This is a genomic window from Mesorhizobium sp. SARCC-RB16n (assembly GCF_008520305.1).
Classification (GTDB): domain Bacteria; phylum Pseudomonadota; class Alphaproteobacteria; order Rhizobiales; family Rhizobiaceae; genus Mesorhizobium.
Map to the genome: position 1 here is coordinate 415,041 of NZ_ML703264.1, position 22,317 is coordinate 437,357.

Annotated in this window: 16 protein-coding genes; 10 read left to right on the forward strand and 6 right to left on the reverse strand. The window is 64.4% G+C overall.

Going from position 1 to position 22,317, the window contains the following annotated elements:
• Positions 1-17: 17 nt before the first annotated feature.
• The 6 genes from C7I87_RS12710 to C7I87_RS12740 form a co-directional block, all read right to left on the reverse strand.
• On the reverse strand, positions 18-3,428 hold the full coding sequence (locus tag C7I87_RS12710; RefSeq protein WP_149904525.1) for an acyl-[ACP]--phospholipid O-acyltransferase: 3,411 nt from the start codon (positions 3,426-3,428) through the stop codon (positions 18-20).
• A 400-nt stretch (positions 3,429-3,828) separates the two neighbouring features.
• On the reverse strand, positions 3,829-5,409 hold the full coding sequence (locus tag C7I87_RS12715) for an indolepyruvate oxidoreductase subunit beta family protein (RefSeq protein ID WP_149904526.1): 1,581 nt from the start codon (positions 5,407-5,409) through the stop codon (positions 3,829-3,831).
• Complete coding sequence (locus C7I87_RS12720) at positions 5,402-7,555, reverse strand: thiamine pyrophosphate-dependent enzyme (protein ID WP_149904527.1); 2,154 nt, start codon at positions 7,553-7,555, stop codon at positions 5,402-5,404. The genes C7I87_RS12715 and C7I87_RS12720 overlap by 8 nt, the downstream gene beginning before the upstream one ends.
• A 107-nt stretch (positions 7,556-7,662) precedes the next feature.
• Positions 7,663-8,145: a MarR family winged helix-turn-helix transcriptional regulator gene (locus tag C7I87_RS12725; protein WP_149904528.1), complete on the reverse strand. Its 483-nt coding sequence runs from the start codon at positions 8,143-8,145 to the stop codon at positions 7,663-7,665.
• Positions 8,145-9,716: a phytoene desaturase family protein gene (locus C7I87_RS12730; RefSeq protein ID WP_149904529.1), complete on the reverse strand. Its 1,572-nt coding sequence runs from the start codon at positions 9,714-9,716 to the stop codon at positions 8,145-8,147. Before C7I87_RS12730 ends, C7I87_RS12725 begins: the two co-directional genes overlap by 1 nt.
• Positions 9,717-10,006: 290 nt before the next feature.
• Entirely contained in the window at positions 10,007-10,798 is a 792-nt protein-coding gene (locus C7I87_RS12740; RefSeq protein ID WP_149904530.1) for a cyclase family protein, read from the reverse strand.
• Between the two features lie 118 nt (positions 10,799-10,916).
• On the opposite strand from C7I87_RS12740, the gene C7I87_RS12745 reads away from it, so the two are divergent.
• The 10 genes from C7I87_RS12745 to C7I87_RS12790 all read left to right on the forward strand — a co-directional run bounded on the left by C7I87_RS12745 (position 10,917) and on the right by C7I87_RS12790 (position 22,289).
• Positions 10,917-12,491 (forward strand): phytoene desaturase family protein, encoded by a 1,575-nt coding sequence (locus C7I87_RS12745; protein ID WP_149904531.1) that lies wholly within the window; start codon positions 10,917-10,919, stop codon positions 12,489-12,491.
• A 109-nt stretch (positions 12,492-12,600) separates the two neighbouring features.
• Positions 12,601-14,130 carry an ABC transporter substrate-binding protein gene (locus C7I87_RS12750; RefSeq protein WP_149904532.1) on the forward strand — a complete coding sequence of 510 codons (1,530 nt, stop codon included), beginning with the start codon at positions 12,601-12,603 and terminating at the stop codon, positions 14,128-14,130.
• Positions 14,131-14,218: 88 nt separating this feature from the next.
• Complete coding sequence (locus C7I87_RS12755; protein ID WP_149904533.1) at positions 14,219-15,226, forward strand: ABC transporter permease; 1,008 nt, start codon at positions 14,219-14,221, stop codon at positions 15,224-15,226.
• Positions 15,219-16,067, forward strand: a complete 849-nt coding sequence (locus tag C7I87_RS12760) for an ABC transporter permease (RefSeq protein WP_149904534.1) — start codon at positions 15,219-15,221, stop codon at positions 16,065-16,067. Before C7I87_RS12755 ends, C7I87_RS12760 begins: the two co-directional genes overlap by 8 nt.
• Positions 16,064-16,942 (forward strand): ABC transporter ATP-binding protein, encoded by an 879-nt coding sequence (locus C7I87_RS12765; protein WP_149904535.1) that lies wholly within the window; start codon positions 16,064-16,066, stop codon positions 16,940-16,942. Before C7I87_RS12760 ends, C7I87_RS12765 begins: the two co-directional genes overlap by 4 nt.
• Positions 16,935-17,753: an ATP-binding cassette domain-containing protein gene (locus C7I87_RS12770; RefSeq protein WP_149904536.1), complete on the forward strand. Its 819-nt coding sequence runs from the start codon at positions 16,935-16,937 to the stop codon at positions 17,751-17,753. Before C7I87_RS12765 ends, C7I87_RS12770 begins: the two co-directional genes overlap by 8 nt.
• A gap of 198 nt (positions 17,754-17,951) precedes the next feature.
• Positions 17,952-20,246: a bifunctional salicylyl-CoA 5-hydroxylase/oxidoreductase gene (locus tag C7I87_RS12775; protein WP_149904537.1), complete on the forward strand. Its 2,295-nt coding sequence runs from the start codon at positions 17,952-17,954 to the stop codon at positions 20,244-20,246.
• Positions 20,243-21,016 carry an SDR family NAD(P)-dependent oxidoreductase gene (locus tag C7I87_RS12780; protein WP_149904538.1) on the forward strand — a complete coding sequence of 258 codons (774 nt, stop codon included), beginning with the start codon at positions 20,243-20,245 and terminating at the stop codon, positions 21,014-21,016. The genes C7I87_RS12775 and C7I87_RS12780 overlap by 4 nt, the downstream gene beginning before the upstream one ends.
• Positions 21,010-21,480: a MarR family winged helix-turn-helix transcriptional regulator gene (locus tag C7I87_RS12785; RefSeq protein WP_127275964.1), complete on the forward strand. Its 471-nt coding sequence runs from the start codon at positions 21,010-21,012 to the stop codon at positions 21,478-21,480. The genes C7I87_RS12780 and C7I87_RS12785 overlap by 7 nt, the downstream gene beginning before the upstream one ends.
• The gene (locus C7I87_RS12790; protein ID WP_149904539.1) at positions 21,477-22,289 is read left to right on the forward strand and encodes an enoyl-CoA hydratase family protein; all 813 of its coding nucleotides are present in this window, start codon (positions 21,477-21,479) and stop codon (positions 22,287-22,289) included. The genes C7I87_RS12785 and C7I87_RS12790 overlap by 4 nt, the downstream gene beginning before the upstream one ends.
• Positions 22,290-22,317 lie beyond the last annotated feature (28 nt).

The following is a 22,317-nucleotide window of genomic DNA, read 5'->3' on the forward strand; positions in this document are numbered from 1 at the left end:
GCCACGCTCTTGCCGGATCAGGCGGCCTCGACCTTGGCGGCCGCGAAGTCTTCGCCGCGCACCAGCCGGGTCACGCCGACGAAGTCGATCTTGCCCGAGCCAAGCACCGGCACATGCGCCACGATACGCACTTCGGCCGGCACCATCAGGTCCATCGCGCCGTTGGTCTTGGCAAAGGCCAGAAACTCGGCGCGCGTCGCCTTTTCGGCCTCGGTGATGAGCACCAGCTTTTCGCCCTTGCGCGGATCCGGCACGGTCGCGACCGCCGACAGCGAACCCTTCCACAGCTCGCCCGCCAACGCCTCGACGGCCGCCAGCGAAATCATCTCGCCGCCGATCTTGGCGAAGCGCTTGGCGCGGCCGCGAATGCTGACGAAGCCGGCATCGTCAATGCTGACGATGTCGCCGGTGTCGTGCCAGCCGTCTTGCAGCGGTTCGAGCACGCCCGGCTTTTCGGCCCTGAGATAGCCCGCCATGACGTTCGGGCCACGCACGAACAACCGCCCGCCACCTTCGACGCCGATCACCGGTTCCAGGCGGTATTCCATGCCGGGCATGATTTTTCCGACCGTGCCTGATTTGTTGTACATGGGCGTGTTGATGGAGATCACCGGCGCCGTCTCGGTAACGCCGTAGCCTTCGAGAATGCGCAGGCCGAATTTCTCCATATAGGTTTCGCGCGTCGAGGCCTTGACCGGCTCGGCGCCGGAAAAGCAGTAGCGCACCGAGCGGAAATCATAGGGATGCGCGGTACGCGCATAGCCGCTGAGGAAGGTGTCGGTGCCGAAGATGATCGTCGCGTTCGAGGCATAAACCAGCTCCGGCACGATACGGTAGTGCAGCGGCGAAGGGTAGAAATAGACGGGAACGCCGGACACCAGCGGCAGCACCGTGCCCGCCGTCAGGCCGAACGAATGGAAGATCGGCAGTACGTTGAACACCTTGTCGCCCGAATGGAAATCGATGCGCGAGGCGGCCTGCGCGGCATTCGCCAGGATGTTGCGGTGGGTGAGCACCACGCCCTTCGGCGTGCCTTCCGAGCCCGAGGTGAACAGGATCACCGCCGGATCGGTGGCTTTGCGGGCAACCCTGGGCGTGCTCTTGCGCAGCAGGCCAAGCAGCTTGTCCTTGAGGCCGATGGTGGCGCGCAGATCGTCGAGCCAGACGATGTTCACCGACCGGCCGATCTCCTCGACCACCGCGCCGAGCTTGGCCTGCTCGACAAAGGCCCGGGAGGTCAGAATGGTGGTTACCCGCGCCGCCTTGCAAGCGGACAGGATGTTGGCGGCGCCGGCGGTGAAGTTGATCATCGCGGGAACCTTGCCGGCGGACATGACGCCGAGCAGCGCGGCACAGGCGCCATTGGCGTTGGGCAGCATGATGCCGAGCGTGTCCTGTCCGGCATAGAGCGTCTCGAACTTCTCGCCGAGCACCGCGACACCAGTGAGCAGCTTGCCGTAGCTCAGCGAACCGGTAACCGGATCCTGCACGGCAAGTTGCTTCATGCCGCGCTCGGTCGCCGTCTCGATAATCCTTTCGAGCACGGTCTTGTCGATATGCTGGGTGCGGAAGACGAGATCGGACATCACCTGATAAAGGGCAGCGCCGGCGGCGGCCCGGCGCTTGCGGCCTTTCAGTTCATCGGCGACCTTGAGCTTCACCGGCGGCAGGATGGTAACCTTGACCTTGGGGAACAGGCGGCGGCGCACGTGCTGCGCCGTCAGCCGCGAGAAGGGGCTTTTCTCCAGCCCCTCGATACGGATCGGCACCACCATCGAGCCGGTCTTGTCGGCCACCATGGCGGCGCCGTCATAGACCTTCATCAGCCCGCCGGTGACGGTGATGCGGCCCTCGGGGAAGATGACCAGCGGATCGCCGTTCTGGACGATCTTGATCAGCGTGCGCGTCGACATCGGCTTGGCCGGATTGAGCGGCAGGGCGCGGGTCAATTTGAGGAACGGCTTCATCCACCAGGCCTGCGCGATCGTATAGTCGATGGCGAAGACCGGCTCTTCGTCGGTCAGCGTCAGAGCCAGCGGACCGTCGAGGAAGCTGACATGGTTGAGCGCCAGGATCGGCGCCGGGCCCGCGGCCTTGAGGTTCTCCAGGCCCTCCACTTCCAGACGATGGAAGGCGCGGAAGAGGATGGAGACGAAATCGCGGAAGGCGTTGGTCGGCAAGTATTTCAGCATCAGCCAGGCGGCCACGGCATTGAAGGCGGCAAGCCCGAACAGCACGCTGGCAATAGAGACGCCCGCGGCCTGAATGGCGGCGACGAGGATGCCGCCGATCGTCATGAAGCCGGCGTTGACGATGCTGACGGCGGCGACGACGCGGGCGCGGCGCGCCTCGGGCGACCAGGCCTGCACGGCAGCGAAGGTCGGCACCACCAGGAAGGCACTGGAAATGGCCATGCCGGCAAGGTCGATCGCAACACGGATGGTGTTCGACCCGGCGAAGAAGAGGCCAAGGGTTTCCGCCTTGGGCGAGGGCTGCATGCTCCAGATCGTCCAGGCAAGGTGCAAGCCGAACAGCGCCAGCAGCGCCGTGCCGACCGGCGCCGGAAGGAGCACCATGCGGCCCTGCGACATCCAGGCGGCGATCGCCGAGCCGATGGCGATGGAGACGGCGAACACCGCGAGATAGGCGGTGACCGCGATCTCGTTGCCGCCGAGCTGATCCTTGATCAGCGTGGGCAGGATCGAAAGCACGATGGCGCCGATCAGCCAGAACCACGAGGTCATCAATCCGGCGCGCCAGATGCGCGTGTCGGTGCGCAATTCACTGACCTGCCGCCATGTCGAGCGGAAGATGTTCCAGTCGATGACAAGGTTCGGCGCGGCGGAGCCGGTCGAAGGAATGGAGCGGCTGACGACCCAGCAGCCGACCGCCAGGATCATCATCATCGGGCCGAAGATGGCGACACCAATGCCGTCGGCGGAGACCACGCCGCCCACGATCGTGCCGCCAAGGATGGCGGCGAAGGTCGCCGACTCGATCCAGGCGTTGGCGCGGGGCAATTCCTTGCGCTCGAGATGATCGGGCAGGATGCCGTACTTGATCGGCCCGAACAGTGCCGAGATGACGCCGAACATCAACAGCGCCGTCATCAGCACGGGAATGGAGGACAGCGCGATGCCGACGACCGCGACGGCGGCGGCACCGATCTCGGCAAATTTCAGCCGGCGCGCGATGAGCGCCTTGTCGAAGCGGTCGGCAATCTCGCCGCCCAGCGCCGACAGGAGCAGGAACGGAGCCATGAACACGGCGCCGGCCAAAGTGACCAGCGAGGCCGCCTGATCGGCAGCCAGTGTGAAGAGGATCAGGAACACCAGTGTGTTCTTGAGGAAATTGTCGTTGAAGGCGGACAGGAACTGCGTCCAGAAAAGCGGCGCGAAGCGCCGCGAAAGCATGAGATGCGTGTTCATGGCGATTTCCCATTTGGCGGAACCACGCGGCGATGCTCCGGTGATCCCGCGGGTTCATGCGCGTTTCGATCGTTGTGATAAGGTGAGCTGGTTAAACTTCTTACCGCGTTTGATTCTCCCGGGGATCGCAGGTCCAGGCTCGTTCCGGCCAGCGGCCCCGCGCCGCGTCTATGTGGAGTGTTTCAACATTTCCGCTTCTCTCTATGAACAATGTTCATAAGGCCAATCTATCACAACGTGAACAATGTTCAAGTACAAAAATGAACGACGTTCACAAAGGCGACGAAGCTAAGAAGCGATGAGCAAGAAGATGCACTCGGGTGGCGACCGGCCGCGTTCCACCTCCGGCTTCAATACCAGAGAGCGCCTGGCGACCGGCAATCGGCGGAGCGCTGGAATCTCAAGAGGCCGGAGATGATCCCAGTGTTGCCACGGTCTTCAGCGCACCGTCGAGCATGTCGCCCTTCTCGTCCTTGAGCGCCGCCTCGCGCAGGCGGCGGATCCAGTCGGAGGCGTCGTCGCGGTCCTTGAGCAAGTCGAGAGCTGAGAGTACCCGGTCGAACTTCGACTGGGCGCGGACATGGGTGTCGCTGTAGCCCTTGATCAGCCGGCGGCAGTTGAGGATTTCGACGGCCAGCGCATAGTCTGAGGGTACGTAGCCAAGCGCCAGCGTATACCAACGTTCCAGATGCTCCGTCTCGACCTTGTGACGCAGCAGGCCGCGGCGCCAGCGGCGCAGACCGCCGATGAACCAGAGGGCGGCAAAGCCGGCAAAGCTGTCGGTGCGGATGCGGCGGCCACGGTTGATGCGGCGGTCGAGGAAGGCTGCGAGCTTGGGCCGGTTCTCGACGTAGCTGCCGAGCCCCGCCGGCAGCGTGCCGCAGAACTCCTCGATGCGCGGATGGAAATATTCGGTCACTTGCAGGACCGAATCGTCATTGACGCCAACCTCCTTGCGCACACGCCTGTCACGCGTCGAACGCGTTTTCAGGTCGGCGACGCGGATCATGTCGTCGTAGCACATGGCATTGGCCAGATGCTTGGCGGCAGCGATGGACAGCGCATGGACATGGTCGACGCCATCCAGTGCGACGGCCTTGTCCAGCCGGTCGAGATAGTCGCGCCCATAGGCGATGTCCTGATAGTCGACGACCTTTCTCAGGCCGCGAAGCGCCATGTCGCGCACGGCTCCGGGCATCAGGTCGATGCGAGCGGCCTGGGCCTGCCATCCTTGCAGCAGATTTTGCGGACCGCTGACGCGCCCGGTATCCAGGGTGGATTCGACAATCGCTGGCTCCCCCGGCTTCGAAGAAGGTGCTGCCGCCACGCCGCGCGCGCGATCGAACGCAGCGCCGAAAGCGGCGAGGCTGGCCTTGACGCCACGGCCGCCAGTGCCGATCGCCTGCTCATAACTTTCACGGGTAAACGGCAGTGCGTCGGAGCCGGCCAGCGCGCCAAGCAGGCTGGCCGAGATCATCGAGCCGTTGTCGGCGGCGATCTTCTCCATGTCGAAAGCGATGAAGCGCTTCGATGCGGCTTCCGTCGTCGCGTGGACCTTGGACGACGAGGCGCGGCCGTCACCCGGTTCGATCTTTTCCGACACGGCGGCGATGCGATGCGATGAAGCGATCAGAGTGGTGCGCTCGGGCGTGACGAAGCCCCTGATGATCGCACGGCCGGCTTCCATCAACTCGGCGGCGATTAATATGTCGACGTCGCCTTGCGAAGGTGACAGGGCGAAGACTGGCAGCCGGCCGGTGTCGCGGGCCATTTCGATATAATAGATCGTGGCGCCGGTGCGCTGGGCGACGCCGGCGACCGAGGTCGACTGGGCGACATAGCCATTGCGCTCGGCGACATCGGTGATCCAGTCGGCCAGCACGCCGCCGCCCTGGCCGCCAACCGCCAGCACGGCGAGTTTGATCACCGGCTCATCGGCAGCGCCGGACTTGGGACGCAGGGAAGGAACGGGCTCAAGCATCGGCGAATGTCAAGCGGCGGCTTTCGCGCCGCCTCTGCAGGAAGCCGATCGTCGCGCGACGCGTGGCTTCGAGGAAACGATCCCAGCGGCTCGGATTGTGCACGACGTCGGCGCGATAGAAGGAAGGGCACAGCACCGCCGCATCGGCGACCTCGCCGCAATTGCCGCAGCCGACGCAGTTCTGGTCGATGCTCGCCACCGGATCGTCGCGCAGCGGATCGTCGAGCGACTTGACCGACAGCGACGGGCAGCCGGACAGCCGCATGCAGGCATGGTCGCCGGTGCAGATGTCTTCGTCGACGCCGAACTTCGGCTTGACCACGCGCTCGCCGCCTTTGATCGCCTTGTCGACCAGCGGCTTTTCGCGGCGCTGCCGGTTGAGCATGCACTCGGACGAGGCGACGATGACTTTCGGACCCTTCTCGTCCGTCGTCAGTGCCTCGCGCAAGGTGTCCTGCATCTTGCCGACATCATAGGTGCGGTCGACATGGCGCAGCCATTTGACGCCCATGCCTTTCACCGCCTCGGTGATCGGATGCTTGGTCGACTTGGTCTTGTTGCCCGCACGCGAAGACAGAATGTCCTGCCCGCCGGTCGCGGCCGAGTAGAAATTATCGACGATGACGATGACGCCGTCGTTCTTGTTGAACACCGCATTGCCGATCGAGGAGGTGAGGCCGTTGTGCCAGAAGCCGCCGTCGCCAACGAAAGAGATCGAGCGGCGCTTGGCGTCGGGCGAATTGAAGGCGGAGGCCGAGGCCGGCCCCAGCCCATAGCCCATCGTGGTGGCGCCGAGTTCGAACGGCGGCATGATCGAGAACAGATGACAGCCGATGTCGGAGGCGATGTGGTGCTTGCCGAGCTCCTGCTCGACCAGTTTTGTCGCTGCAAAGATCGGCCGTTCCGGACAGCCTATGCAGAAGCCGGGCGGGCGGCCTGGCACAACGTTGATCAGATCAGCCGTGTCGACGCCGTCGCCGACCTTGTTGGGCGCGCGCACCTCGCCCGGCAAAAGATGCGGCGTTTCAGCGCGCAGGAAGGAGCCGATGCCGTCGAGCATGACCTGGCCGGTGTACTCGCCGGCCATCGGCAGATGCTCCTTGCCGACCAGGCGGGTGCCGCGCCCGGCCTTGTGCAGCATGGCGGCAAAGGCCTGCTCGATATAGTTGGGCTGGCCTTCCTCGACCACCAGCACCGCCTGCTTGCCCTCGCAGAAGGCGAGGAACTCGTCGTCGATCAGCGGATAGACGGCGTTGAGCACGTAGAGCGGCACATCCGTGTCGCCATAGGTGTCGGCAAGGCCAAGCCGCTGCAGCGCACGGATGACCGAATTGTACATGCCGCCCTGCATAACGATGCCGACCGAGCCGTGATCCGAGCCGAAAAACTCGTTGATCTTGTTCTTGGCGATGAACTCCACCGCCGCGGGCCAGCGCTTCGTGACCTTCTCCTTCTCGTGCAGGAAAGAGGCGGGCGGCAGCACGATGCGTCCGGTATCGCGGCGGGGCGCTTCGAGCGCATCGGCCACCGTCATCGGCGGACGCTTGTTGTCCTTGGCGATGAAATGGCCATGCACATGGCAGCAGCGAATGCGCACCTGCAGCATGACCGGCGTGTTGGAGATTTCCGACAGCTCGAAACCGTCCTCCACCGCCTTGACGATCGACGGCAGGTTCGGACGCGGATCGAGCAGCCAGACCTGACTCTTCATGGCGAAGGCATGGCTGCGCTCCTGCATGATCGAGGAGCCTTCGCCATAATCCTCGCCGACGATGATCAACGCGCCGCCGGTGACACCGCCCGAAGCGAGATTGGCCAGCGCGTCTGAAGCGACATTAGTGCCGACGGTCGACTTGAAGGTCGCGGCACCACGGATCGGGTAATGCACAGAGGCGGCCAGCATGGCGGTGGCGGTGGCTTCCGAGGCGCTGGCCTCGAAATGCACGCCGAGCTCGCCCAGAATGTCCTGCGCGTCGGCCAGCACGTCCATCAGATGGCTGATCGGCGCGCCCTGATAGCCGCCGACATAGCCGACGCCGCATTGCAGCAGCGCCTTGGTGATGGCGAGGATGCCCTCGCCGGCGAATTCCTCGCCGGCACCGAGCCTGAGTTTTTCGACTTCCTTGGCAAAAGACCGTTCGGCCATCTCTGCCTCCCTCCGTTGCCGCCGACATCCGGCGGCGCGTGCGTTCTAGAATCCTTGTTTATGCATGTCGTTTCCCCAAAACCGGGTCCACTTTTGGGCGACATGCATTAGATGTCGTGCTTGCGAATGTTCTTCAGCATCTTCAAAAGCGTCGCGATGAGCGCTGCATATTCGGCATCGTCGATGTCGTCGAACATGGCCTCGAACGCGTCATGCATGGCCGGCCAGGCGCGGGTGAACTCGGCGCGGCCCTCGTCGGTCAGGAACACATGGCGGATGCGGCTGTCGGTGACGCCCTGCTCGCGCCGCACGAACCCTTGTCCTTCCAGCGTGTCCAGCGTGCGACTCAAGGTCGACTGCTCGATCACCGTATAGACCGAGAGGTCGTTGACGGTGACGCCGTCGGTGACCGACAGCACGGCCAGCGTGCGCACCTGCGAAATGCTCAGGCCCTGCTTGCGGAAATCGTCACGCAAGGTGGCATTGTAGCGGCCCATGATGCGGTTCATCAGATAGGGCGCGAATTGCTGCAGGCCGATCTGACCGAGGGTCGAAATGCGCTGGCATTTTTCGGCGACCTTCTGTTCCATCACAGCTTCCCCGCCAGCAGGAAACCGGAGCCGCCGCCGAGGCCAGCACCGGGATGGGTCGAGGCACCGATATGATGGAGGCTCTTGATGCCGGTCTGGTGGTTGCGGCTGGTCTTGAACGGCCGCCACAGGAACGACTGGTCGATAACAGACGAACCACCATAGGGGTCGCCGCCGACCAGATTGATGTTCATCGCCTCGAGATCGGCAGGCGAATAGGCGCGGCGCGCGATCACGCTGTCCCGGAAGCCGTCGATATGGCTGGCGAGGATGGCTTCGGCGCGATCGGCATAGGCCTCGCGCAGCGCCTCGGTCCATTGTCCATCAGCCGGCGCCTGCAATTTGCCGGCGGCGTCGCCCTTGATGTGGCGCGGCGCCTCGGGCAGTTGCAGCCAGAGAATCGCCTTGCCTTCCGGGCAGCGCGATGGATCGAGCGCGTGCGGCTGGCCGACACAGAGGGTCGGCACCTCAGGCAGCATGCCACGCGCCGCCTCGTTGCAGGCCTTTGAGACACCATCAAGTCCCGGCGTCAGATGCAACAGCGCCACCTTGTCGAGGCCCTCGCCACGCCAGGCCGGTGGCTTGTCGAGGGCGTAGTGGATCTGGAAGTTGCCTTTGCCATAGCGGTATTTCCGCGTCGCTTCGACGTCGTCCTTCGGAGCGTCCTTGCCGAGCAGACGACCGTAAAGCTGCGTCGGCGTGACCGAGCAGATGACGCTCTTGGTGGCGTGAACCATTTCGCCCGAGGCCAGCTGTACGCCTGTGGCGCGACCTCCGTCCAGGAGGATGGAGGCAACGTCCGCTTCGGTGGAAATGACGCCGCCGCGCTCCTTGATGAGCGCCTCGAAAGCCGACAGCAGGTTCTGCGCTCCGCCCTTGACGATCGGCGCGCCGGCCGCCTCCAGCGCGAAGGCGATCACCTTGGCGATCTGGCCGGAAAAGGCATCTTCCGGGCCAAGCCCGGCATGCAGCACCCACGGCGCCCAGAGCGCGCGAACGGTCTCGGACTGATACGTGCTTTCCAGCCAGCCGCGCGCAGGCATCAGCGCGTCGCCGAGAAAGTTGGCAAGCCCGCGCGGGCCACGCCGCCATGCATCGCCGGCCAGCAGCTTTGCGGTCGGATAGGACCAAAGCGCGCCGCCGAGCAAGCCGAACAGCAGGCCGGCATTGCGTTCGATGCCGCCGACATCTTCCGCGTGGCGGTCACCGTCTCCGGCCGCGATCCTGTTGAGCGCGGCGATGTTGGCGGCGCGGTCGGTGGCGAGCACCGCGTGGCTGCCGTCCGGCCGCAGCACGCCGGTCGGTGTGCTGGTATGGCAGAATTCCAGCCCGTGGCGAGCGAGGTCGGCGCCCAGCGCGGCAAAGGCCGGCGAGGTGATGAACAGCACGAAGGTCGTCGCCATCACGTCGTGGATGAAGCCGGGCGCGGTGATCTCCTCGGTGCGCATGCAGCCGCCGATGCGGTCGTTGCGTTCGAGAACGAGCACTTTCGCGCCCTTGCCGCCGAGCATCGCCGCGCAGACCAGTGCATTGATGCCGCTTCCGACGATGATGTGATCGGGGGTGTTCATTGATGATCCCACGGGGCCAGCAGGTAGGCATGCGAGGTCAGCCCTCTACGGCGCCCCCCTCTGTCCTGCCGGACATCTCCCCCACGAGGGGGGAGATCGATTGCCACGCCGGCTTTCGCCAATCGGCGACGTTGCAAGAATGAGCGAGGCGTCAAAGCTGCCAATCTCCCCCCTCGTGGGGGAGATGTCCGGTAGGACAGAGGGGGGCGCCGTAGTGCGCTAGTAGCGCCAACCTGCCTCTCTATCGCCTCGCCAACCCGCATGATCTTCTCCCGAAGACCGCCCTCGCCCTATTTCCCCGGCACCAATGCCAGTGCGCGGATCGGGCTGCCGGTGCCGTGCTCGATCTTGAGCGGTGCGGCGATCAGGATCGCGCCCTTCGGCGGCAGCTGGTCGAGATTGCACAGACTGGCCAGGCCGTAGCGGTTGGCTTTGTGCATCAGCGTGTGCGCCGGGAAGGGCGGCTCCATGCCGCCGGCCTTGCCGGCATCGGTGCCGATCGTCTCCGAGCCCCAGCCCTTGATGTCCTTGCTGATCAGGAACTGGATGGCTTCGGCCGTCGGGCCGGGCGTGTGCGGGCCGGTTTCGTTGGCATTGAGGAACTCGGCTTCCGAGCCGTTGCGCTTGTACCAGTCGGTGCGCATCACCACCCATTCGCCGGCATTGATGGCGCCATGCTTGGCTTCCCAGGCCTTGATGTGGTCGACGGTGAGCAGGAAATCGTGATCGGCGGCGGCTTCCGTCGAACAGTCGATGACATTGACCGGGCCAATGAAGTTCTGCGCCGGAATGGTGTCCGTGGCGCCGTCCGGATAGTCCTTGCCGGAGATCCAATGCTGCGGCGCGTCGAAATGCGTGCCGGAATGCTCGCCGAGCTTCAGCCAGTTCCACGCCCACCACGGACCGTTCTTGTCATAGCGGGAGATCGAGTGAATCTCGACTTTCGGCGTGTCGACGGCAAGCTCCGGCGGCAGCTTGATCAGCGGTGTGTCCGGTCCGAGCGGCGCCGTCAGGTCGACCACCTTGATGGCGCCGGAAAGGAGTTGGCCGGCGACTTCGCCGAGGAGTTTTTGGGTGTCCATGGTCTCTGTTCCCTCTTGTCTGACATGATCAAGGCTCGTCTCGGCCCTTAATATCCTACTAGACGAAAACATATGCATCTGCAATTATCTTTAAGCATAAAGGAAATGGGAACGGGGCGTGAGCGAGTTCGACGCCATCTTTGTCGGGGCGGGCCACAACACTCTGGCATGCGCCGCGCATCTGGCGCTCAAGGGCTGGAAAACCGGGGTTTTCGAGCGCAGCGCAACAATCGGCGGCGCCGTCCAGACCCGAGAATTCACCCTCCCCGGCTTCCGCCACGACTTCGGCGCGATGAATCTGAGCCTGTTCGCCGGCTCCGCCTTTCACCGGAAATATGCAAATGAATTGAAAGCGCAGGGGCTGGAGTTCGCGCCGGTCGCCGACTGTTTCGCCAGCGCCTTTCCGGATGGACACTGGTTCGGCGTCAGCAACGATCTGGAAAAGACCGCCGGCCGCATGGCTGCCTTTTCAGCCGCCGATGCCGCGACATGGCGCAGGCTGGTCGCCGCCTTCCCGGCCGAGGCCGAGCATTTGTTCAAGCTGCTGGGCTTGCCGATGAGCGCCCGTGCGCTTGCCGGCACAGCCTGGAACCTGTGGCGCAAGAAGGGTGTTTCCGGCGCGCTCGACAGCGGCCGGCTGCTGTTGTCGTCGCCGCGCGCGTGGCTGGAGGAAAACTTCGAGTCTCCACACATCAGGGCGACGCTCGCCACTTGGGGAATGCATCTCGACTTCGCCCCCGACATCGCCGGTGGCGCCGTGTTTCCCTATCTGGAATCGATGGCCAACCAGAGTTTCGGCATGGTGCTGGGCAAGGGCGGCGCCGATACCATCATCCGGGCGCTGGCCGGCATGGTGACGTCGGCAGGCGGCAAGATCGTCACCGGCGCCGATGTCGCCGAGATCAAGGTCTCCGGCGGCAAGGCGACCGGTGTGCGGCTCGCTTCCGGCGAAACGCATACGGCCACCAGGGCGATCATCGCAGGCGTCGCGCCCAAGGCGCTGACCGGCAAGCTGCTGCCCGGCGGTTCCGGCAACGCCGGCTTCGACATGGCGATGCAAAAATTCCGGCATGCGCCGGGCACAATGATGATCCATCTGGCGCAGGACGACCTGCCGGACTGGCGCGCCGGGGCCGAGCTTCGGCAGTTTGCCTATGTGCATCTGGCGCCATCGCTCGACCAGATGGCCCGCACCTATCAGCAGGCGATGGCAGGCATGTTGCCGGACGAACCGGTGCTGGTCGTCGGCCAGCCGACGGCGGTCGATCCGTCGCGCGCGCCTGCGGGCAAACATGTTCTGTGGGTGCAGGTGCGCATGCTGCCCGCCGAAATCGTGGGCGACGCCTCGGCCAAGATCGCGCCAGCGCATTGGGACGAGGTCAAGGAGGCCTATGCCGACCGGGTGCTCGACATCATCGAGACCTACGCGCCAGGCCTGCGAAGCAAGATCCTCGGCCGTGCGGTGTTTTCGCCCATCGATCTCCAGCGCGAGAACCCGAACCTGGTCGGTGGCGACCAGGTCTGCGGCAGTCATCATCTGTCCCAGAACTTTTTGTTTCGCCCGGCGCGCGGCTATGCCGGCTGGAACACGCCGATCGGCAATCTGCACCTCACCGGCGCCGCGACATGGCCCGGTGCCGGCACGGGTGCCGCCTCGGGCTTCATGCTCGCGCAACAGCTTGGCGGGAGGTAGATCCGACGATTCATAGAGGCGACGAGAGCAAGGCGCTGCTGCCTACGAAGCCCGAACCAATGACCGGACGAAGCCGCGCAAAGACAATAAACCAACAAGGGGAACGACCATGACAATCAACAGACGCGAATTGCTCGGATACAGTGCCGCGGCACTTGGCGTGGCCGCCGTCGGCCTGCCGAAGATCGCCAAGGCTGCCGCCGGCGAACTGACCATCGCCTACAATGTGAACCTGCCGTCCTGGGATCCGACCACCGGACCGTCGGCCGTCAACCCGACCATCCAGGGCCTCTACCAGTCGGTGTTCGATCAGTTTATCCCGCAGAAGCCGGACCTGTCTTTCGCGCCAGGCCTGCTCACCGAATGGGGTTGGAACGACGACCGCACCAAGGTGATGATGACGGTGCGCGAGGGCGTGAAATGGCATGACGGTTCGCCGTTCACGCCGGAAGACGTTGTCTGGTCGCTGCAACGGGCGGGCGACGAAAAGACCGGCAACCCGATCCAGTTCGTCTGGAAGAACGTCAACAATTTCAAGATCGACGGCTACAAGATCACTGGCGACGTGGTGCAGTTCGACCCGGTCTATTTCAAATGGATGTCGTTCCTGACCGGCTACATCATGCCTAAGGCCTATTACGAGAAGGTCGGCGCCGAAGGCTTCGAGAAGGCGCCGATCGGCACCGGCCCCTACATGGTCGAAAAATTCGAGCGCAACGCCTTCCTGCGGCTGAAGGCCAACCCGAACTACTGGGGCGGCAAGCCGGCCTTCGAGAATGTGACGATCAAGTTCGTCACCGACGCCGCGAGCCGCGTCGCCGAGGTCGAATCCGGCTCCTCTCAGGTAACGCTTGAAATCCCTTATGAGGAGTATGACCGGCTGATCGCCAAGGACGGGCTTGCCGGCTCGATTAAGAACGTTTCCGACATCGGCATGATCTTCTTCAACAACAAGGATGCCATGCTCGACAAGAACGTCCGCCAGGCGGCCGTGATGGCTGTCGACAAGGACCTTCTGGTCAAGCGGCTGCTGCGCGGCTACGGCCAGCCGATCGACACGCTGGAGACGCCGGAATACGCCGCCTACGACGCCTCGATCAAGGTCGAGCACAATCCTGAGAAGGCCAAGGAACTGCTCGCCGCTTCAGGCTATTCACAGGAGAAGCCGGCCAAGATCACCATCCAGACGACCAAGGGCTTCAAGCCCAAGGATTACGAAATGGTACAGGCGATCGTCGGCATGTGGCGCAAGGTCGGCATCGAGGCAACGATCGAAGTCTACGAGATCGCCAAGCACTACGAGCTGCGCGCCGCGCACAAGCTGGCGCCGGCGGCCTTCTACAACTGGGGCAACGCCATCGGCGATCCGACCACCTCGACGGGCTTCGCCATGTTCGGGCCATCGCCGCACTCGTCATGGAAGACCGACGATCTCGACGCCAAGATCGGCCCGCTCTGGGGCGAAAAGGACGAGGCCAAGCGCATCGCCGGCTGGAAGGCGGTCGACAAATACATCGCCGAGCAGGCCTATGTGCTGCCGCTGCTGCAGTTCGCGCAGCCGATCGTGCATGCCAAGGGCGTCAACGTGGTGCAGCATATTTCCGGCGCGCTGCTGCCGGCGCTGATGACCCCGGCCTGATCGGCCTGGAATTGCCGCGCGCCGTCGCCAATGACGGCGCGCATTTTCCATCAGGCATAAGAGCCCACGGGCTCCTGCAAAGACTTACATGCTCCTGCAACGATTCCTGATCCGTCTATTGACGATGCTGGTCACGCTGTTCGGCGTGGCCGTCGTTGTATTCGTGGTCATCCGCGTCGCGCCCGGCGATCCGATCGCCATGATGCTGCCGCCCGGTGCGACGGATGCCGATATAGCCCGTCTGCGCGCGCTCTACGGGCTGGACAAGACTATCGTCGAGCAATTCTTCATCTGGCTGTCCGGTGTCGCCAGGGGCGATTTCGGAACCTCGATCTCGCTGCGGCAAGACGTGCTCGGCCTCGTCTTCAACCGGCTGCCGGCCACGCTGGAGCTTGCCATCGTCGCGCTGGTCATGGCGGTGGCGATCGGCGGCACGACGGCGATCCTCGGCGCGCGCGAGCGCGGCACGGCGATCGAGGCCGGCATCGACATCGCCAGCGGTGCTGCCCTTTCCATTCCCGATTTCCTCTGGGGCCTGGTGCTGATCCTGCTGTTCGGCGTGCTGGTGCCGATCTTCGACATTTCCGGGCGCGTGTCGCCGCAACTCGACCTGCCCTTCGTCACCCAGTTCTATTTCTTCGAGAGCCTGCTTCGGCTGCGCTTCGACCTGACCTGGGATCTGTTGAAGCATATGTTGATGCCGGCGATTGCCTTGGCGCTGCCGCTGGCGGCAATCATCTCGCAGCTTCTCAAACAGTCGCTGAAAGAAGTGCTCGACCTCGATTATGTCGTGCTGGCGCGGGTCAAGGGTTTCTCGGAAACGCAGGTCATCCTGCGCGAGGCGCTGAAGAACGCCGCACTGCCGACACTGACCCTGATCGGCGTGCAATTCACCTTCCTCATCGGCGGCACGGTCATCGTCGAGCGGCTGTTCTCCTATGAGGGCCTCGGCAACATGGCAATCGATGCCGTCATCAACCGCGACCTGCCATTGATTCAGGGCATCGTGCTGGTCTTCGCGCTGCTGTTCGTGCTGATCAACCTTGCCGTCGACATGATGTATGCGCTGCTCAATCCGAGGCTGCGCCATGGATGAGGCACGCATTTCGCGGCGCGGATGGAGCCCGAGGCTGTGGCTGGCCGGCGGCTGGCTGCTCATCGCGTTGCTGGCGGCGATCTTCGCGCCGCTGGTGGCGCCGCAGGATCCGCTGGCACAGGATTTGATGCTGGAGCGTTTGCCGCCGTTCTGGCTCGATGGCGCAGAGCCCGGCTATTGGCTTGGCACCGACAGCCTCGGCCGCGACCTGCTCTCGCGCCTGATTTTCGGCGGCCGCATCGCCTTCATCGTTGCTTTCGCGGCGGCCAGCGCCGCCTGCCTCGTCGGTTCGACGCTGGGACTGATCGCGGGCTATTTCGGCGGCTGGGCCGATCGCATCATCTCGCGCATCGTCGACATCTGGATGGCGTTCCCGCCTGTGCTGTTCGCCATCCTGCTGGTGGCCGTGCTCGGCACCGGCCTCAGCTCCGTCATTCTCGCCATCGCGATCATCGACTGGACGCGTTTCTGCCGGGTCATCCGCGCCGAAGCCATGGGCCAGTCGCGCATGGACTATGTCGAGAATGCCCGCATTGCCGGCTACGGCCGTATCGGCATCATGCTGCGCGAGGTGCTGCCCAATGTTGTGCCTTCGATCGTGGCGCTGCTGTCGCTGGAAATGGGCATCGCCGTCATCGTCGAGGCGATCCTGTCCTTCGTCAATCTGTCGATCTCGACCGATGATCCGACCTGGGGCGGCATCATCGCCGAGGGCCGGCTGTCGATCCATCAAGCCTGGTGGGTGTTGGTGTTTCCGCTGGTCACGCTCATCCTCACCGTATTGTCATTCAGCCAGTTCGGCGAAGCGCTGAAGTCGCGTTTCGATCCGGTGCTGCGATGAGCGCCTGCCTCGACATCGCCAATCTGAGCGCCGTGCTGGCCAACGGCCAACGCGTGCTGCGCTCTGTTTCGCTCACCGTGCAACCCGGCGAGGTGCGCGCGCTGGTGGGTGAGAGCGGCGCCGGCAAGACGATGATCGGCAAGGCGGTGCTTGGCGTCCTGCCATCGAGCGTGAGCATCGTCGAGGGCGATATGCGGCTCGAGGGCGAGGACCTCGGCAAGCTTCCACCGAAGGCACGGCGCGCGCTGATCGGCGCGCGCACGGCGCTGATCCCGCAGGATCCGCTGACCGCGCTCAACCCGTCGCGCCGCATCGGCCCGCAGATGACCGACCGGCTGGTGCGCATTCTCGGCTGGAGCGGCGACGGGGCCGATCGGCGGACCCGCCAGTTGCTGGACGAGGTGCAGATCCGCGACCCCGACCGCGTGCTGAAAAGTTATCCGCACGAATTGTCCGGCGGCATGCGCCAGCGCGTGCTGATTGCGGCGGCCTTTGCCGCCGAGCCACGGCTGATCGTCGCGGACGAGCCGACCACGGCGCTCGACGTCACCGTACAGAAACAGATACTTCGGCTGATCGCCGCCTTGCAGCGCGAGCACGGCACCGCGATCCTGTTCGTCACCCATGATCTCGGCGTCGTTGCCAAGATCAGCCAGAAAGTGTCGGTGCTCTATGCCGGCAAGGTGGTGGAAGAGGCCGGGACGGCTGATCTCTTCGCCGCACCTCGGCATCCGTACACCCGGGCGCTGATGGCTGCGACGCCGCGCTACACCGATCCCTTCGCTTCGCTGAAGCCGGTGGACGAGACGGTGCTGGCCGGACTCGCCGCCGAGATCGCCGCCGCCGACCAGGCCTGGAGGCGCCCGAATGGCTGAGCCGCTGTTTTCCGTCCACGGGCTGAAGGTCGCGCTGCCCGACATGACGCGCAAGCCACTGATCGGCCGCGCACCTTTTGCCGAGATTCTGAAAGGCCTGGATTTCGACCTGCCCAAGGGCTCGGTCACGGGCATCGTCGGCGAATCCGGGTCCGGGAAATCGACGCTCGGCCGCGCGCTGGTGCGGCTGCTGGAGCCGAGCGCCGGCAGCATCCGTTTCGAGGGCCGCGATATCACCCATCTGCCGGAAGCGGCACTGCGGCCGCTGCGCTGCGACCTGCAGATGATCTTCCAGGATCCGATGTCGTCGCTCAACCCGCGCCGCACCATTGCCAGCATCATCGCCGCACCGCTCAAGCAGAACGGGCTTGGCGACAAACTGAAGACGCGCGTCGCCGAGGCACTGCAACGCGTCGGCCTGCCGCAAAGCTTCGCCGGCCGCTACCGCCACCAACTGTCGGGCGGCCAGCGCCAGCGCGTCGGCATTGCGCGCGCGCTGGCGCTGTCACCGAAATTCGTGCTGGCCGACGAGATCGTCTCCGGGCTCGACGTCTCTACGCAGGCGCAGATCCTCACCCTGCTGGAAAAGCTTGCCGCGGAGATGGGCCTGACGGTCGCCTTCATCAGCCACGATCTGTCGGTCATCCGGCGACTCTGCCAACAGGTGATCGTCATGCGCGAGGGCAGCATCGTCGAGGCGAGCGCCACGGACGCGCTGTTCGACAATCCCAGGGAGACTTACACGCGAGACCTGCTTGCCGCCATTCCGCTTCCCGAGATCGACGCGGACTGGCTGCGGCCGCCCGCATAAGACTTTTCATCGCGCAGACCCAAGGCCGGCGTGCTCCTGTTCGGCTCAATCGGTGCGGCGGCGCCGGCTACGCCTGCAGGACGTTGCGCAAGCGCCACCCAAGGCCTGGATAATCATTTCGACATAAAACTTTAAGCTTGAAATATCTTACCTCCGGCGCGATACTGAGGCATAGCAAGCGAAGAGGAGATCGCACAGATGAAGGTTGCGGTTCTCGGCGGCGGACCAGCCGGCCTCTATTTCGCCATTTCGATGAAACTGAGGGACGCCGCGCACGACGTGACGGTTTTCGAGCGCAACCGCGCCGACGACACGTTCGGCTGGGGCGTGGTGCTCTCGGCCGAGACTCTCGACAATCTTGCGAAGAATGATCCGGTCAGCGCGGTCTGGATCAAGAAGCATTTTGCCTATTGGGACGACATCGCCGTCATCCATGACGGCGTGCGCACGGTTTCGTCGGGCCACGGCTTCTGCGGCATCGGCCGTAAGCGTCTGCTGGTCCTCTTGCAGCGGCGCGCGCGCGAACTCGGCGTCAAGCTGATGTTCGAAACCGACATCGCCGACCCCCTGCCCTATATGGAGACGCATGATCTGGTCGTCGCCGCCGACGGGTTGAACTCCAGGGCGCGCAATACCTTCGTCGATATCTTCAAGCCCGACATCGACACGCGCAAATGCAAGTTCGTGTGGCTGGGCACCAACCAGAAATTCGACGACGCTTTCACCTTCATCTTCGAAAAGACCGAGCATGGCTGGGTGTGGGCGCACGCCTACCAGTTCGACAGCGACACGGCGACCTTCATCGTCGAGTGCAGCGAACAGACCTGGGCTGCCTTCGGCTTCGGTGCGATGTCGCAGCAGGAATCGATCGCTGTCTGCGAACGCATCTTCGAAAAGCATCTCGGCGGCCACGCGCTGATGACCAATGCCAACCACATCCGTGGCTCGGCCTGGATCAATTTCCCGCGCGTTTTGTGCGAGCGCTGGTCCTACAAGAACCTCGCGCTGATGGGCGACGCGGCGGCCTCGGCGCATTTCTCGATCGGCTCCGGCACTAAACTCGCCCTGGAAAGTGCGGTGGCGCTGGCCGAGTACGTCGAAACCGAACCCGATCTCGAGGGCGCGTTCCGTAGATATGAGGATGCTCGCCGCACCGAGGTGCTGAAGCTGCAATCAGCGGCGCGCAATTCGCTCGAATGGTTCGAGGAGGTGGAGCGCTATCTCGGCCTTGATCCGGTGCAGTTCAACTATTCGCTTTTGACCCGTTCGCAACGGATCAGCCACGAGAATCTTCGGTTGCGAGACGCCGAGTGGCTGGGCAGAGCGGAAGAATGGTTCCAGCGCCAGGCCGGCGCCGGCGGCAACAGGCTGCGCCGAGCGCCGATGTTCGCGCCCTTCAAGCTGCGCGACCTCAGCCTCAACAACCGCGTCGTCGTTTCGCCGATGGCGCAGTACAAGGCCGTCGACGGCTGCCCGACCGACTGGCATTTCACCCATTATGCCGAGCGCGCCAAGGGCGGCGCCGGACTCGTCTATATCGAGATGACCTGCGTCAGCCCGGAAGGGCGCATCACGCCCGGCTGCCCCGGATTTTATGCGCCGGAACATGAAGTGGCCTGGAAGCGACTGGTTGGTTTCGTTCATACCGAAACCGAAGCCAGGATTTGCGCCCAGATCGGCCATTCCGGCGCCAAGGGTTCGACCCGTATCGGTTGGGAAGGCACCGACGTGCCGCTGGCTTCGGGCAACTGGCCCGTCATGGCGGCATCGGCCGTCGCGTGGTCGCCTGAGAACCAGATGCCGAAGGCGATGGACCGCGCCGACATGGATTTGGTGCGCGATCAATTCGTGGCCTCGGCCGAAATGGCCGATCGTTGCGGCTTCGACATGCTCGAAATCCACGCCGCCCACGGCTATCTCCTGTCGTCCTTCATCACGCCGGTCACCAACCGGCGCACGGACGCCTATGGCGGTTCGCTGGAAAACCGCATGCGCTATCCCCTGGAAATCTTCCACGCGGTGCGCGCCGCCTGGCCGGCGGGAAAGCCGATCTCGGTGCGCATTTCGGCCAATGACTGGGTCGGGATCGAAGGCGTGACGCCGGCAGATGCCGTCGAGATCGCTGGGATGCTGCACGAGGCCGGCGTCGATATCTGCGACGTATCGGCCGGCCAGACCTCGGTTGCCGCCAAGCCGGTCTATGGCCGCATGTTCCAGACACCGTTCTCGGACCGCATCCGCAATGAGGTCGGCATGGCGACCATGGCGGTCGGCAACATCTACGAGCCCGATCATGTCAATTCGATCCTTATGGCCGGCCGCGCCGACCTGGTGGCGCTGGCACGGCCGCATCTCGCCGATCCCTACTGGACGCTCCATGCGGCGGTGACGCTCGGCGACCGTGGCGTCAGATGGCCGGATCCCTATCTGCCCGGACGCGACCAGCTCTACCGGCTGGCAGAGCGCGACGCGGCCGCGGGGCTGAAAGTATGACGACGTCGGCGACACTCCACGGCAAGCACGCGCTGGTCACCGGCGGCGGATCCGGCGTCGGCCGGGCCATCGCGTTCACCTTGGCCGAGGCTGGTGTCGACGTGACCATATGCGGGCGCCGCGAAGCTGAACTCGCCAGGGTTGCCGGCGAAAACGGCCGCATCCATGGCATTGTCGCCGACGTCACCGATGAGGCGGCGATGGCGGCGCTCTACACGCAAGCGGAGGCCGCGCGCGGACCGTTCGACATCGTCATCGCCAATGCCGGCATGGCCGGCAGCACGCCGGCGCACAAGACCTCGCTGGCCGATTGGCAGCGGACGCTCGACGTCAATCTGACCGGGGCCTTCCTGACGGTGAAGCCGGCGCTGCCCGGCATGGCCGCGCGCAAGGCAGGCCGCATCGTCTTCATCGCCTCGACCGCCGGACTGAAAGGCTACGCCTACGTCGCGCCTTACGTCGCGGCCAAGCATGGCGTTGTCGGCCTGATGCGGGCGGTGGCCGCCGAGACGGCGAAATCCGGCGTCACCGTCAACGCGGTGTGCCCGGGCTTCGTCGAGACCGACATGCTGGAAGAGTCCATCCAGCGCATCATCGAAAAGACGGGCCGCTCGGCAGAGCAGGCGCGAGCGAGCCTTGTCTCGACCAATCCGCAAGGCCGTTTCATCCAGCCGCAGGAGATTGCCGAAGCCGTGCTGTGGCTGTGCGGTGATGCGGCGCAATCGATCACCGGACAGGCGATTTCGATCTCGGGAGGTGAAACATGGTAGCCGGCCCCCTGCCCGTGCCATCGGGACCCGGCAAGGACCGGCTGCGTCTTTGGATCAGGCTGCTGCGTGCCTCGCGCACGATCGAGGCCGAACTGCGCGAGCGCCTGAAGAAAGAATTCGATACGACGCTGCCGCGCTTCGACGTCATGGCAGCACTCTACCGGGCGCCGGAAGGCATGCTGATGAGCGACCTGTCGCGCTTCCTGCTGGTGTCCAACGGCAATGTCACCGGCATTGTCGACCGGCTCGTGTCGGAAGGACTCGTCGCCCGTGCGCGCCGCAATGGCGACCGCCGCACCTCGATGGTGCGGCTTACCGAGGAAGGCACGAAGTCCTTCGCGACAATCGCCGCCGCGCATGAGGGCTGGATCGGTGAATTGCTGGGCAAGGTCAGCGAGGAGGATGCGCGCCGGCTGACCGGCATGCTGACCTCGTTCCGCAGCAACTGGGAGGGACGCGAATGACTGCAATGGCCGGCCTCAAGCCGAAGCATTTCCTCTGGGAGGTCGAAGGCAGGATCGCCAAGGTCCGGCTCGACCGGCCGGAGCGCAAGAACCCGCTGACTTTCGAAAGCTATGCGGAACTCCGCGACACGTTCCGCGACCTTGTCTATGCCGACGATATCGACGCCGTGGTGTTCCTCTCCAACGGTGGCAATTTCTGCTCCGGCGGCGATGTCCACGACATCATCGGGCCGCTAGTCAAGATGGACATGAAGCAACTCCTGGCCTTCACCCGGATGACCGGCGACTTCGTCAAGGCGATGCTCAATTGCGGCAAGCCGATCATCGCGGCGGTGGATGGTGTCGCGGTCGGCGCCGGCGCCATTATCGCCATGAGCGCCGACATCCGCATCGCCACGCCGGAAGCCAAGACGGCGTTCCTGTTCACCCGCGTCGGCCTTGCCGGCTGCGACATGGGCGCCTGCGCGATCCTGCCGCGCATCATCGGCCAGGGCCGCGCCGCCGAATTGCTTTACACCGGCCGGACCATGACGGCTGATGAAGGCGAGCGCTGGGGATTCTACAACAGGCTGGTAGCGGCAGACGCACTCGAGGCCAACGCGCTCGACATGGCGGCGCGCATCGTCTCCGGCCCGACCTTCGCCCACGGCATCACCAAGACGCAGCTCAACCAGGAATGGTCGATGGGCCTGGACCAGGCGATCGAGGCCGAAGCGCAGGCGCAGGCGATCTGCATGCAGACGCGCGATTTCGAGCGGGCGTATCGGGCTTTCGTGGCCAAGGAAAAGCCGGTGTTCGAGGGGAATTGAGGATGATCTGTTCAATAGAGAGGTTGGC

Coding starts and splice junctions, on each gene's coding strand:
- C7I87_RS12725 (WP_149904528.1), bottom strand. CDS start 8,145: ATGGAACAGAAGGTCGCCGAAAAATGCCAGCGCATTTCGACCCTCGGT.
- C7I87_RS12765 (WP_149904535.1), top strand. CDS start 16,064: ATGAGCGCCTGCCTCGACATCGCCAATCTGAGCGCCGTGCTGGCCAAC.
- C7I87_RS12770 (WP_149904536.1), top strand. CDS start 16,935: ATGGCTGAGCCGCTGTTTTCCGTCCACGGGCTGAAGGTCGCGCTGCCC.
- C7I87_RS12710 (WP_149904525.1), bottom strand. CDS start 3,428: ATGAACACGCATCTCATGCTTTCGCGGCGCTTCGCGCCGCTTTTCTGG.
- C7I87_RS12775 (WP_149904537.1), top strand. CDS start 17,952: ATGAAGGTTGCGGTTCTCGGCGGCGGACCAGCCGGCCTCTATTTCGCC.
- C7I87_RS12730 (WP_149904529.1), bottom strand. CDS start 9,716: ATGAACACCCCCGATCACATCATCGTCGGAAGCGGCATCAATGCACTG.
- C7I87_RS12750 (WP_149904532.1), top strand. CDS start 12,601: ATGACAATCAACAGACGCGAATTGCTCGGATACAGTGCCGCGGCACTT.
- C7I87_RS12760 (WP_149904534.1), top strand. CDS start 15,219: ATGGATGAGGCACGCATTTCGCGGCGCGGATGGAGCCCGAGGCTGTGG.
- C7I87_RS12740 (WP_149904530.1), bottom strand. CDS start 10,798: ATGGACACCCAAAAACTCCTCGGCGAAGTCGCCGGCCAACTCCTTTCC.
- C7I87_RS12715 (WP_149904526.1), bottom strand. CDS start 5,409: ATGCTTGAGCCCGTTCCTTCCCTGCGTCCCAAGTCCGGCGCTGCCGAT.
- C7I87_RS12755 (WP_149904533.1), top strand. CDS start 14,219: ATGCTCCTGCAACGATTCCTGATCCGTCTATTGACGATGCTGGTCACG.
- C7I87_RS12780 (WP_149904538.1), top strand. CDS start 20,243: ATGACGACGTCGGCGACACTCCACGGCAAGCACGCGCTGGTCACCGGC.
- C7I87_RS12785 (WP_127275964.1), top strand. CDS start 21,010: ATGGTAGCCGGCCCCCTGCCCGTGCCATCGGGACCCGGCAAGGACCGG.
- C7I87_RS12720 (WP_149904527.1), bottom strand. CDS start 7,555: ATGGCCGAACGGTCTTTTGCCAAGGAAGTCGAAAAACTCAGGCTCGGT.
- C7I87_RS12790 (WP_149904539.1), top strand. CDS start 21,477: ATGACTGCAATGGCCGGCCTCAAGCCGAAGCATTTCCTCTGGGAGGTC.